At 58.9% G+C, this 12,049-nt stretch carries 11 protein-coding genes; 10 read left to right on the top strand and 1 reads right to left on the bottom strand.

Going from position 1 to position 12,049, the window contains the following annotated elements:
• Positions 1-86: 86 nt before the first annotated feature.
• Genes GDN47_RS29905 through GDN47_RS29895 form a run of 3 tightly spaced genes read left to right on the top strand, consistent with a single transcriptional unit; the run spans position 87 to position 2,919 of the window.
• Positions 87-1,022 (top strand): carbohydrate ABC transporter permease, encoded by a 936-nt coding sequence (locus GDN47_RS29905; protein WP_113332755.1) that lies wholly within the window; start codon positions 87-89, stop codon positions 1,020-1,022.
• Positions 1,023-1,025: 3 nt separating this feature from the next.
• Positions 1,026-1,856 carry a carbohydrate ABC transporter permease gene (locus GDN47_RS29900; protein ID WP_113332663.1) on the top strand — a complete coding sequence of 277 codons (831 nt, stop codon included), beginning with the start codon at positions 1,026-1,028 and terminating at the stop codon, positions 1,854-1,856.
• A gap of 4 nt (positions 1,857-1,860) precedes the next feature.
• Complete coding sequence (locus GDN47_RS29895; protein ID WP_113332664.1) at positions 1,861-2,919, top strand: ABC transporter ATP-binding protein; 1,059 nt, start codon at positions 1,861-1,863, stop codon at positions 2,917-2,919.
• 22 nt (positions 2,920-2,941) lie between these two features.
• Here the strand turns inward: GDN47_RS29895 and GDN47_RS29890 are convergent, their stop codons facing one another.
• Positions 2,942-4,087, bottom strand: coding sequence for a M24 family metallopeptidase (locus GDN47_RS29890; protein ID WP_113332665.1), 1,146 nt, complete (start codon positions 4,085-4,087; stop codon positions 2,942-2,944).
• Positions 4,088-4,311: 224 nt separating this feature from the next.
• Here GDN47_RS29890 and GDN47_RS29885 point away from each other — a divergent pair, with 224 nt between their 5' ends.
• The 7 genes from GDN47_RS29885 to GDN47_RS29860 all read left to right on the top strand — a co-directional run bounded on the left by GDN47_RS29885 (position 4,312) and on the right by GDN47_RS29860 (position 11,651).
• A complete protein-coding gene (locus GDN47_RS29885) occupies positions 4,312-4,539 on the top strand; it encodes a DUF1127 domain-containing protein (protein WP_113332666.1) in 228 nt (75 codons plus the stop codon).
• Positions 4,540-4,607: 68 nt separating this feature from the next.
• The gene (locus tag GDN47_RS29880; protein ID WP_113332667.1) at positions 4,608-5,459 is read left to right on the top strand and encodes a helix-turn-helix transcriptional regulator; all 852 of its coding nucleotides are present in this window, start codon (positions 4,608-4,610) and stop codon (positions 5,457-5,459) included.
• Positions 5,460-5,541: 82 nt separating this feature from the next.
• Entirely contained in the window at positions 5,542-5,703 is a 162-nt protein-coding gene (locus GDN47_RS32175; RefSeq protein ID WP_168192587.1) for a hypothetical protein, read from the top strand.
• Positions 5,704-5,969: 266 nt separating this feature from the next.
• Positions 5,970-6,584, top strand: coding sequence for a hypothetical protein (locus GDN47_RS29875; RefSeq protein ID WP_113332668.1), 615 nt, complete (start codon positions 5,970-5,972; stop codon positions 6,582-6,584).
• Positions 6,585-6,868: 284 nt separating this feature from the next.
• Complete coding sequence (locus GDN47_RS29870) at positions 6,869-8,368, top strand: efflux transporter outer membrane subunit (protein WP_152094836.1); 1,500 nt, start codon at positions 6,869-6,871, stop codon at positions 8,366-8,368.
• Between the two features lie 4 nt (positions 8,369-8,372).
• Positions 8,373-9,692 carry an efflux RND transporter periplasmic adaptor subunit gene (locus GDN47_RS29865; RefSeq protein ID WP_371864938.1) on the top strand — a complete coding sequence of 440 codons (1,320 nt, stop codon included), beginning with the start codon at positions 8,373-8,375 and terminating at the stop codon, positions 9,690-9,692.
• 3 nt (positions 9,693-9,695) lie between these two features.
• Entirely contained in the window at positions 9,696-11,651 is a 1,956-nt protein-coding gene (locus tag GDN47_RS29860) for a MacB family efflux pump subunit (protein ID WP_152094835.1), read from the top strand.
• The last annotated feature ends 398 nt before the right edge of the window (positions 11,652-12,049 follow it).

Here is a 12,049-nt window from a genome sequence, read left to right as displayed (position 1 = left end):
CACATGCGGCGGCGGAGCGATCCGCCGCCATCTCTGCCCAATTGAAACAGACGGCGTTCGAACGCCGCGAACGGGAACTCTTGCAGATGACTTCGATCACCGACACGCTCGACAGGCGTCACGACCGCAGGCCGTGGCTAAAGCGCCTTGCCGACGCCTCGGAACCCTATCTCTACAGCGCCCCTGCCCTCATCCTCATCATCGCCGTGATGCTGGTGCCGCTGGCAATCGGCATATCCTACGCCTTTCGCGATATTCAACTGCTCAATCCGTTTTCCGGCGGCTTCATCGGCCTGGAACACCTTCGCGATCTCTCCAAGGATAAGGCCTTCTACTGGGCACTGAAGAATACACTTTGGTGGACGGGCGCTTCCGTGGTGCTGCAGTTCATCTTTGGGCTGATCCTGGCACTTCTGTTGGACAAACCGTTTTTCGGCAGATCGATCGTTCAGGCGCTGGTGTTCCTGCCTTGGGCCGTTCCTTCTTTCCTCGCCGGCCTCAACTGGTCTTGGCTGTTCAACCCGGTCATCGGACCGATCCCGCATTGGCTCTATGCTATGGGGCTGATGAGTGAGCCCGGCAATATCCTGTCCGATCCGAACTATGCGATGTGGGGGCCGATCATCGCCAATGTCTGGTGGGGCATTCCTTTTTTCGCGATCACGCTCCTTGCCGCCCTTCAGGCAATCCCGCGCGATCTCTATGAGGCGGCTTCAATCGACGGCGCCGGCTGGTTCGAGCGCTTTCGCTCCATCACGCTTCCCTTCCTCGCACCGACCATCGCCATCACGGTCCTCCTGCGAACGGTCTGGATCTCCAATTTCGCCGATCTGATCGTCGTTATGACCGGGGGCGGGCCGGCGGACCGCACGCAGATCGTCGCGAGCTATATCTTCACCCAAGCCTTCAAGCGGCTGGATTTCGGCTATGCCTCGGCCATCGCCCTGGTGCTGCTGGTCCTCCTGCTTGCCTATTCCATGCTGATCATCCTGCTGCGGCAGACCCTGCTGAATAAGGATTGAGCCATGAGACGATCCGTCCTTCCCACCATCGCCCATCGTCTGGCCATTCTTTGCTACGTGGTCTTCGCGCTCTTCCCGCTCTTCTGGCTGTTGAAGGTCTCGGTGACGCCGAATGATCTGCTCTATACCGAGGGTGTACGCATGTGGCCGTCGCGCACGACCTGGGAACACTATGCCTTCGTGCTGCAGCACAGTGACTTTCCGACCTTCTTCAAGAACAGCCTGATCGTCTCTGCCTCGACGGCGATCACGGTGACCATCTGTGCGTCGCTCTCCGGTTATGCGCTCTCGCGCTTCAATTTCCGCGCCAAATACTGGATCGTGGCGCTGATGCTGCTGACGCAGATGTTTCCACTGGTCATGCTGGTGGCGCCGATCTTCAAGATCCTGACGCCGCTGCACCTGACCAACAGCCTGACCGGCCTTGTCATCGTCTACACGGCCTTCAACGTGCCTTTCGCGACCTTCCTGATGCAATCCTTCTTCGACGGCATTCCGAAGGATCTGGAAGAGGCAGCCATGATCGACGGCGCGACGCAGTTTACCGCCTTCCGGCAGATCATCCTGCCGCTGACCCTGCCCGGCATTGCTGCAACGCTCGGCTTTGTCTTCACGGCGGCATGGAGTGAGCTGCTTTTCGCGCTGATGCTCATCAACGGCAATCAAGCCGCGACCTTCCCGGTCGGGCTTCTCACCTTCGTCTCGAAATTCTCGGTGGATTTTGGGCAGATGATGGCGGCGGGCGTCATGGCGCTCATTCCGGCCGCGCTCTTCTTCCTGCTCATCCAACGCTATCTCGTGCAAGGCCTGACGGCTGGCGCGGTCAAGGGTTAGTCATATGGCATCGATCGATATTCAGAACGTCAAGAAAGCCTACGGCCACGTGCAGGTGCTGCATGATATCGACCTCAGGATCAAGGATGGGGAGTTTGTCGTTCTTGTCGGCCCCTCGGGATGCGGCAAGTCCACCCTGCTTCGCATGATCGCCGGCCTTGAGGACATCAGCGGCGGCGAAATCCGCATTGCCGACAATCGTGTCAACGAGCTGCATCCGAAGGACCGCGACATAGCCATGGTCTTTCAGTCCTATGCGCTCTACCCGCATATGAATGTCGCCGGCAATATGAGCTACAGCCTGCGGCTGAGGAAGGTGGCCAAGGATGGCATTGCCAAGGCTGTCGCCAGTGCGGCATCCAAGCTCGGCCTTGATCCGCTGCTGGAGCGCCGGCCGAAGGCGCTTTCAGGCGGCCAACGCCAGCGCGTCGCCATGGGCCGCGCGATCGTGCGCCAGCCGAAAGCCTTCCTCTTCGACGAGCCGCTGTCGAATCTCGACGCTCGCTTGCGCGAGCAGATGCGTGCCGAGATCAAGAAATTGCATGGCGATCTTAAAGCGACCTCGATCTACGTGACTCACGATCAGATCGAGGCGATGACGCTGGCGGACCGGATCGTTGCCATGCATGGCGGGGTGGTTCAGCAGGTCGGCAGCCCGCTCGAACTCTACGACCGCCCCGCCAATCTCTTCGTGGCCGGCTTCATTGGTTCACCCGGTATGAACTTCCTCGATGCGACTTACGAGGGCAATGCCGTCAAGCTCAGGGATGGCACGCTCGTTTCGCTTCCGGCGCCGCTCAAATTAGCAACCGCTGCGAAGATCACGCTCGGCATTCGGCCTGAGCATGTCGTGTTGTCGTCCAACTCGTCCGACATGACGGCCAATGTCGAACTTATCGAACCCACCGGCTTCGGCATCATCCTGCATCTTTCGCTGCACGGCCTTCCGTTCAAGGTATTCACCCTGGATCGCACTGCTTTGAGTATGGGAACGCAAGTGAACGTCTCCTTCCCGGCGCAGCATCTGCATGTCTTCGATGAGGATGGAAAAAGGGCGGCTTGACGGCCGCCCTGTCTAGAAATTCTCAGCTCGCAAAGGGCTCCGTCGGTCCGCTGGACGGCTGTGTGAACCAGTGCGGCCCATCCGACGCCATATAGATGTGGTCCTCGAGCCGGATGCCGAATTTCTTCGGAAAGACGATCATCGGCTCGTTTGAGAAGCACATGCCCGCCTGCAGCACCGTCGTGTTGCCGCGCACGATATAAGGCTCTTCGTGAATTTCGAGGCCAAGGCCGTGACCGGCGCGATGCGGCAGTCCCGGCAGCTCGTAGTCGGGGCCAAGCGAGTGTCTGGCGAGTACAGCGCGCGCCGCATCATCCAGGCTGGAGCAGGCAGCACCCAGCTTTGCCGCGTCGAAAACGGCCTGCTGCGCCTCCCGTTCGATCGCCCATGCATCCTCGAAGGCGCTATCGCCGCTCTTCAGCTTGTAGGTCCGCGTCAGGTCGGAATGATAGCCGTCGATGCGGGTACCCGTATCCACCAGAATGACGTCGTCTTCGCCAAGCGTCTGGTCGCCATCTGCGCCGTGCGGCAGGGACGTGGCTTCGCCGAAGGATACGATGCAGAAGGTCGAACCGCCATCGGCGCCTGCCTCGCGATGCCGCCGGTCGATGAATTCGACGACTTCCGATGCGCGAATTCCCGGCTTGAGTAAGGCATGAGCCTGTCTGTGTACGTCCAGCGTCAGGTTCATGGCATATTGAATGAGCGCGATTTCGGCCGGAGATTTGATGCGGCGCATACCATTGATGATCGGCCCGCCATTCACAAGCCTTTCAGCTCCAAGCTCGGCCGCCAGGGCGTTGTAGAAATAAAGCGGCATGCTGTCGTCGAGCGCCAAGATGCCGGCATTTCCGAGCAAGCGGGCGATCAATGCCGCGCTGCTCTCTTCCTCCTGCCATTCCAGGATCTCGGCCGGTAGATGCGGCAGGGTTTCCACCCTGCTACGCTCAAAGCCCGGTACGATGTAGTAGAGTTCTGTCGGCGTCACCAATGCGCCGAGAAACCGCTCGCTCGCGTGCCAGACCAGACCGGTAAAGTAGCGGAGGCTTTCGGTCGGCCCGAGCAACATGCCGGCCAATCCCTTTGCATCGAGCAGCTTTCGAAGACTCGAAAGGCGCTGTTGTCTTTCCTCCGCAGTGATCCGGGGTACTGGATGTTGCCACGACATTCCTACTCTCCTTAATGATCGTCGCCCTGCATAGTGTGATTGTCGCAACATGCGGAGCAGCGCCGACACTATCGTTGCTGCAAGACTTATGTCGACAAGGAAAATACAAATATAATCACTTTCCCGAAAGGCTGCAGCCGCGTTCGATTGCTAAATTATCTGACAGCGCGAACACGGCTCCAGTGGTTCACTGCTCTCATCGAAGCAACCGATGGAGTATCGCCATGCAAGCCACAAACATCATCACCTCTTCCGAACCGGCCGGCGCTTTCCGCAAGGCTCAACGCTCGCCTTTTTCGGCGTTGCAGGACCTTGCACGCACGCTCGCACGCAAGATGGTCGAGCGCAGGAACCGCAATGCGCTTCTGGAACTGTCGGACGATCAGTTGAAGGACATTGGCCTTTCCCGAGGCCAGAAGGGGAGCGATGTTCATATTTATAGTCGCTACTAAAAATGGCGCAGGATGTGCTAAGCTCCGCTGGTGCGACGGGCGTTAACGCCGGGATGGGGAAGTTCGGCATGTCAGAAATTTCGACCGCCTTGCTGCTGAAGACGAAAACCGTCGTCATCCGCGATATCGTCTGTAACGGCGAATGCCGGCATAAGAGCGGAGAGGAATGCGCCCACAAGACGAGCCTCGTCTATCCCTATCGTGGCGTCTTCAAGCGCCACGTCGGCCAGAGTGATACTGTTGCGGAAGCAAACCAGGTGTTGTTCTTCAACAACGGGCAGGAATATCGAATCAGTCATCCTGTTGACGGCGGTGATTCCTGTCTCGATCTTAGTATAGACGAGAGCGTTCTTCAGGAGCTTGCACCGAAGGAACAGGTTCAATCCGGTGAAAGCGTTATCTTTCGCCGCCAGCGCCGACGCATCGATCCCCGCGCACAGGCGCTCGTGGCTATGCTTCGCCATGGGCTCAGCCGCAATATAGCCGAGAGCCTCGAAGGCGAAACACTGGCGTTGACTTTGGTGCGCCGTTCTCTGGGCGAGCGGACATCGCATGCGGCCGGCGCAAGTTCCGGCCGGCAGAAGCTCGTCGACCGGGCAAAACTCGTTCTGTCGTCCGATCTTGCACGGCGCTGGACGCTTGCAGAGATCGCCAGGGATGTCGGCGTCTCGCCCGTCTACCTGACACAGGTCTTCCAGCAGGTAGAAGCCATCCCTCTTTACCGCTATCAGCTGCGGCTTCGGCTGGCACGCGCGCTCGATCTGCTCGCTTCCTATGACGACCTGACCATGCTCGGGCTTGATCTCGGGTTTTCCAGCCATAGCCATTTCAGCGCCGCGTTCAAACAGACCTACGGCCTGACGCCAGCAGAATTCCAGCGCTCCGCACAGTTGAAGCCCAAGCGCTACGCGGTTCGCTAAAGATTCCGACAGCGCCGACATGATGATCGGTGCTCTTATGATCCTGCCCTGGCAAGGGGATCGATCAGGAAAGGATCATGAGATGAAGAGAACCACATGTGCCGCTTGCGATTGCGAACTCGGCGCCGAGACCATCAAGGTCAATCTCGGCGGCAAATCGGTGGAAGTGTGCTGCGAGGAATGTGCGGCCGCGTTGAAGGAGGCGGATCAATCGACATCTGCTGCTTCCGGAAGCAAGGAATAGCCAACGCTGTGGAGAGAGCCGCCGCCAAGCGACAGCTCTCTCCATCTACGACCTGCGATCGACCCGAATGTCGCTTGTTGTTACACTGGAAGTCGAACTTTAAGGCGACAATAGAGGAAATTGTAATGAAGCATTGCTGCCAGGCCATCAGCAAACTTCATTCGCAATATTCCCCTTGCGGGAAAAGTTAGGAAACATATCGACGTATTGCATTCATAAGGTCGCATTAGCTTTTGCTGCAGTTACTCGTAGCGAAGGCATTGATTATGAACAAACGACTTATCGTCGCGGCTTTATTGGTAACGGCAATTGGCGGTGCAACCGTTTCAGCTTATGCAGCCGGTGCAGAAATCGAATCCCAGCAGCAAAAGCCTGCAGGCGCAGAGACCGCGCAACCGGGTCCGGTCGGCCCGCCATCGGACGGCTGGTATTTCCAGGACCGTCATCCCGAAGGGCCGATGATGGCCTCTGGCGGGGGTATGCCCATGCCCCCGGGGCCTCCACATAGACCGAACCCGGCCCTGATGATCGCGGAAAAATTGTCAGCGCTCGAAACCTTGATCGGCGTCCGCAGTAACCAGCTCGACGCCTGGCGGGATTATACCAGCGCCCTGATCGATCTCCTGACTCCCGCAAAGAACGAGCTGCCGGACCTGCCGGCGCCCGACGACGATGCCGCGTCCCAGGCTGCTCATCAGAGCGACGGGCAAGCTCAACTTTTCGGAGAGCGCCTAGCCGATCGCGTACTGGATCGTGCCGCGAAGGCCAAGGCTCTCAAGGACAAAGCTGTGGCTCTGCGCAACATGTTGAACGCCGATCAGCTCACCAAACTGGCGGACGCGGAACGCTCGCTCGTTCCCGGCCCGCATCCGTTCCACTGATCATCAATGGAGGGTCTTTCTGGGCGAAACCCTCCACCTCACCACGACAGACCATTTCCTCTCCGCTTCCAGCCAATCGAGATCCCCCCGGACGCCCCTGTTGGTTGGAAGGAGCGGCCCTTCGCCGGGCCGAATGGTCCGGGAACGCCCCGCCCGGCGCTCCCGGACCAATGGCGTGTGAGCACCGCCATTCCTTCTTCGCAGAGGAAAAGCGATGGTCTCCCTCACGCTCCACGTCTTCCTGGCCCCAATCGAGGCCAGTGCATTGCATCAACAAGCCAGGGATGGAAATCTTGCCGATATGTTTGCGCTCAAACACGGGACCGTCGAATATTGCCATTGCCGCCATATTCGTCGGAACATTGACAGGCTGTGTCGTAGGGCCGGATTATAAGACACCCGACCTTGCCGTGCCGACGCATTGGGGCAGCAAGGCCACAAGCAAGCCCTCGCAAACCCCGCAATTGTCGCAATGGTGGAAACAGCTCAAGGATCCGACCCTTGATGCGCTCATCGCGGAGGCGATCGCCAGCAATCTTGACGTTGCGACAGCCAAGGCAAAGATCCGTGAAGCGCGCGCCACCTATCGGGAGCAGAGGGGCGCATTGCTGCCAACGGCATCGGCAACGGCTTCCGCGGCACGCACACGCACGTCGGCTGCAGAAGGCGGCACGACAGATGCAACCTTTTCCACATTGTATGACGGGGGGTTCGACGCCAGCTGGGAGCTCGATCTCTTCGGCGGCAACAAGCGCGCCGCGGAAGCGGCGAAATACGGCGTCGATGCTGCGGATGAGCAGCTGCGCGACACCATGCTGACCCTGATCGGCGATGTCGCATCCTATTATGTCCAGGCGCGTGAATATCAAGCGCTACGCGATCTGGCCAAGCGCACCGCCGCATCGCAGCGCGAAAGTGCTGCTCTTACCCATGCAGAATATCAGGCAGGCAGCGCCACCGGCGTCGATACCGCCAAGGCTGACGCGCTCGCTAACAGCACGGAGGCTGATATCCCAACCTACGAAATCTCCTATTCGGAAGCTGTCCATCGCCTGGGTGTGCTGCTGGGCAAGCCTCCGGCCACGCTTGAGGACAGGCTCAAGGGCGGCGGTCCGATTCCGAGCCCGAAGATGAATGTCTCCGTCGGCATTCCCGCCAATATTCTGATTTCGCGGCCGGATGTTCGTCTGGCAGAACGGCAGCTTGCACAATATACAGCGAAGATCGGTCAGGCCGAAGCCAATCGTTATCCTTCGATCTCCCTGACCGGTGACATTTCATCGTCGGCAGCCAGTATCGGCGATCTTGCAAAGAAGTCCTCCATCGGATGGACATTCGGCCCGACTCTGACGGTACCGATCTTCCAGGGCGGACAGCTCAAGGCCGCCGTGGACGTCGCCAAGGCCGAACGGGATCAGTATTTTATCGCCTACCAATCGGCTGTTCTTTCGGCCATGGAGGATGTCGAGAATGCTATCGTATCGCTGACCCAGGAACGGCTGAAGTACGGCAAGCTCGTCTCCTCCAGCAGCTCCTACCGCCGGGCCTCGGACCTCTCGCATACCATGAACAAGGCCGGCGTTATCGACTTTCTCGACGTGCTGGATGCCGAACGCTCGCTCTATAGCGCTGAAGAAAACGTGATCCAGAGCAGAGCATCGATCGCTACCGACTATATTGCACTCAACAAGGCGCTGGGTGGAGGTTGGGACGGACAGGTCGATGTCTCCACGCCTGTCGTCGTTGACGCCGATACGGGTCCCCATCTGGCCAAGGTCAAATAATCTCATGCTGAACACCCTGGAACATAAGACACCGCCGACCGTCAACCCGAAACGGGCCAAGGACGCAAGCCCTCTTCCCGCCAGAGCGCTGCCAAAGCGGAGTATCAGACCGCGGCACATGCTCTATGCGGGTCTCCTTGCCCTTGCCGTAATCGGCCTCCTTTCTTTCCGATACGGCTATTTCGGCAGGCAGACGACATCGGCCATCACGGCGCCGGTGATGCGGGGCAATGTCGAGGAAGCCGTGCTCGCATCCGGCACCTTCAGGCCGATCAAGCTGGTTGCGGTCGGTGCGCAGGTCTCCGGTCGGATCACGGCACTTCATGTCAAGCTTGGCGATACCGTCAAGAAGGACAGCCTTGTTGCCGAAATCGACTCGACCACACAGAGCAACGACCTGAAGACCGCTCAAGCTTCCCTGGCGAACGTTAGGGCACAGCGCCAGGAAAGCGAGGCCGATCTTGAAAACGCACAGACGACGCTCGTTCGCCAGCAGGCGATATTCCGCAACCAGGCAGGCTCCAAGGCGGACCTCGACAGTGCGGAAGCGAACGTCAAGAAGATTACCGCCCAAATTGCAGCTCTCGACGCGCAAATCACATCGGCCGAAGTCGCGGTGGAAACCGCGCGCGCGAATCTTTCCTACACGCACATCACGGCGCCGATGGACGGCACGGTGCTCGCCATCGTCAACCAGCAGGGCCAGACGGTGAACGCGGCGCAATCGGCGCCGACGATCGTCATCCTCGGACAAGTCGATACGATGATCGTTCGCACCGAGATCTCCGAAGCCGATGTCGTCAAGGTCAAGGTGGGGCAACCGATCTATTTCACCATCCTTGGCGATCCGAATACCCGGTATGAGGCCACATTGCAGTCGATCGAGCCGGCACCTGAATCGATCACCAGCGACAGCAGCATCACCTCATCGTCCACAACAGCGTCATCAAGCAGCAGCACGACATCGTCATCCTCCACCTCGGCGATCTACTACAACGGTGTGTTTGCAGTGCCGAACGCCGATAACTACTTTCGCACCTACATGTCGGCGGAGGTTCACATCGTTCTCGGACAGGCCAAGAATGTGCTCACCATCCCTTCCTCCGCATTGGGCGGCAAATCCGCCGAAGGATCCCGCACGGTTCAGGTCGTGAGCGACAATGGCAAGAGGATCCGCCGCAACGTCATGGTCGGCCTCAACGACAACGTCTCCGCCGAAATCCTGTCTGGTCTCTCCGAAGGAGAGAATGTCGTGGTCGGCGAGGCAAGCACGACGATCGCCAAGAGCAGCAGTGGTGGCCCTCCCCCTCCAATGGGGTTCTGACCCATGCCTTCTCCGATTATCGAACTGAAGCGCGTGCGCCGCGAATATCAATCCGGGGACCGCACGATCGCAGTCCTGCAGGACGTCGATCTTGCCATCACCGAAGGCGAAATGGTCGCGATCGTCGGGCCTTCCGGTTCGGGGAAATCCACGCTGATGAACATCATCGGTCTATTGGACCGCCCGACCTCCGGCACGTATGCGATCGCCGGCGAAGAGACGCATCACCTAGAGAGCGATGCGCTATCCAAACTGCGCAGAGAGCATTTCGGCTTCATCTTTCAACGCTATCATCTGCTTTCCGAGCTGACGGCGATCGGCAATGTCGAGGTACCGGCCATCTATGCCGGGCAGTCAGGTGAAACAAGACGAGCGCGCGCGGCAGCGCTTCTTGAGCGGCTCGGCATGAGTGAACGAAACAGCCATCGCCCGGGCCAGCTTTCGGGCGGCCAGCAGCAGCGAGTTTCGATCGCGCGCGCCCTGATGAATAACGGCAACGTCATTCTTGCCGACGAGCCCACGGGCGCCCTTGACCGGCAGAGCGGCGAGGAAGTTCTGCGTATTCTTGACGAGCTCCATGGCGAGGGCCACACGGTCGTCATCGTCACCCACGACATGAATGTCGCCGCGCGTGCCGATCGCATCATCGAGATCTCCGACGGACGGATTGTTGCCGATCGACGTGCAGACTGCAAAGCTCCAGCATTGCGAGCCTCCGCTACCGCGGCCGGCTTCGGCAAATCCAGCTGGCGGGAGATGGCCGGCCGGCTGACGGAAGCCTTCCGAATGGCGGTCCTTGCACTCAAGGCCCATCGGCTGCGCACGTTCCTGACCATGCTCGGCATTATCATCGGCATAGCCTCGGTCGTCAGCGTCGTCGCGCTCGGCGAGGGATCGCAGCGAAAGGTTCTGGAAAATATCAATAGCCTCGGCACCAACACGCTGGAAATCTTTCCCGGCAAGAGCTTCGGCGATACGCGCTCCGGCCGCATCAAGACCCTGGTGGTCGCCGACGCCGATGCTTTGGCGAAATTGACCTATGTCGCGGCTGTTACACCGACCGTCTCGACCAGCAGCACCGTGCGATTCGGCTCGATGGAGGCGAACGCCCTCATCAATGGTGTGGGAGACGCGTATTTTTCCGTGAAGGGATCGAAACTTATCATGGGCAGATTCTTCGACGCGGACAGCGTGAAACGCTTGTCGCAGGATGCGGTAATCGATCAGAACACGGCGGCGACCTTGTTCGCCGATCAGGGGCTCGATCCGCTTGGGCAAACCATTCTCGTCGGCAAGGTTCCCGCGCGCATCATCGGCATCATCGCCTCCCAGCAAGGCGGCTTCGGCTCAAGTGATAATCTTTCCGTCTATCTACCCTATACCGGTGTCCAAGCCCGCCTGTTGGGCGATATGTCGCTGCGCAGCGTCACGGTACGAGTCGCCGACAATACCGAAAGTGTTGCCGCGGAGGCGGCCGTCTCCCAGTTTCTGGAGCTCCGCCATGGCACCAAGGATTTCTTTATCCTCAATACCGACGATATTCGTCAGACCATTACCAGCACGACCCGGACGATGACCCTGCTCGTCTCGGCGATCGCCGTCATATCGCTGCTGGTCGGAGGTATCGGTGTCATGAACATCATGCTCGTCTCGGTGTCGGAACGTATCGCCGAGATCGGCGTGCGTATGGCAGTCGGCGCGAGACGTCACGACATTCTCCAGCAGTTCCTGATCGAAGCCATCCTCGTATGTCTGCTGGGCGGTGCTTTCGGCATCGCGACGGCGCTTGGCTTTGGTTTTGCTTTCAACTATTTCGGCTCGAACTTCACGCTCGTCTATTCCGCAAGTTCGATCATTCTGGCCTTCGCATGCTCCTGCGCGATCGGCCTGACCTTCGGCTACCTGCCAGCCCGCAACGCATCATTGCTGGACCCTGTCGCGGCATTATCAAGAGACTGATATTTCGGGGAAAAAATCAACGGCGGAGCCGGAAAGCAATCCGGCTTCGCCATTCGTGTTGGGGGCGTCATGGCGAAGCCGGGTATGCGGGGCGACCAAAGCCTGCTCGAGCCAAGCTGCTGATCGACCACGATTTTACATCAGTTGCCGCCACTGACATTTCTGAATGTTGCTGAAACAAGGCATTTTGGCGAAATTTAATGTCTCGGCTTTTCCGCCGGCACGAACTATTTGGTAAGTTCTATAATCTTACTTTCAATATTGGTTTATGTAGAATTTTCGAGAGTTCTACGCAAGTAAAGCCTGTTTGATCGCACGGATATTCCGTCAGATGATCCCATCCCCGCAAGGGATGGCCAAGCCGCGATGCCACGATGACTTGAATCGCGTCGCTCGTG

Source organism: Martinezella dioscoreae (assembly GCF_009176305.1).
Taxonomy (GTDB): Bacteria; Pseudomonadota; Alphaproteobacteria; order Rhizobiales; family Rhizobiaceae; genus Rhizobium; species Rhizobium dioscoreae.
The sequence above is the reverse complement of the archived record's forward strand: the minus strand, read 5'-3'. Positions and strand labels throughout refer to the sequence as shown.

What these genes read in the sequence shown, in the direction of transcription:
- GDN47_RS29905 (WP_113332755.1), top strand. Translation starts at nt 87, where the DNA reads ATGACTTCGATCACCGACACGCTCGACAGGCGTCACGACCGCAGGCCG.
- GDN47_RS29900 (WP_113332663.1), top strand. Translation starts at nt 1,026, where the DNA reads ATGAGACGATCCGTCCTTCCCACCATCGCCCATCGTCTGGCCATTCTT.
- GDN47_RS29895 (WP_113332664.1), top strand. Translation starts at nt 1,861, where the DNA reads ATGGCATCGATCGATATTCAGAACGTCAAGAAAGCCTACGGCCACGTG.
- GDN47_RS29890 (WP_113332665.1), bottom strand. Translation starts at nt 4,087, where the DNA reads ATGTCGTGGCAACATCCAGTACCCCGGATCACTGCGGAGGAAAGACAA.
- GDN47_RS29885 (WP_113332666.1), top strand. Translation starts at nt 4,312, where the DNA reads ATGCAAGCCACAAACATCATCACCTCTTCCGAACCGGCCGGCGCTTTC.
- GDN47_RS29880 (WP_113332667.1), top strand. Translation starts at nt 4,608, where the DNA reads ATGTCAGAAATTTCGACCGCCTTGCTGCTGAAGACGAAAACCGTCGTC.
- GDN47_RS32175 (WP_168192587.1), top strand. Translation starts at nt 5,542, where the DNA reads ATGAAGAGAACCACATGTGCCGCTTGCGATTGCGAACTCGGCGCCGAG.
- GDN47_RS29875 (WP_113332668.1), top strand. Translation starts at nt 5,970, where the DNA reads ATGAACAAACGACTTATCGTCGCGGCTTTATTGGTAACGGCAATTGGC.
- GDN47_RS29870 (WP_152094836.1), top strand. Translation starts at nt 6,869, where the DNA reads ATGGAAATCTTGCCGATATGTTTGCGCTCAAACACGGGACCGTCGAAT.
- GDN47_RS29865 (WP_371864938.1), top strand. Translation starts at nt 8,373, where the DNA reads ATGCTGAACACCCTGGAACATAAGACACCGCCGACCGTCAACCCGAAA.
- GDN47_RS29860 (WP_152094835.1), top strand. Translation starts at nt 9,696, where the DNA reads ATGCCTTCTCCGATTATCGAACTGAAGCGCGTGCGCCGCGAATATCAA.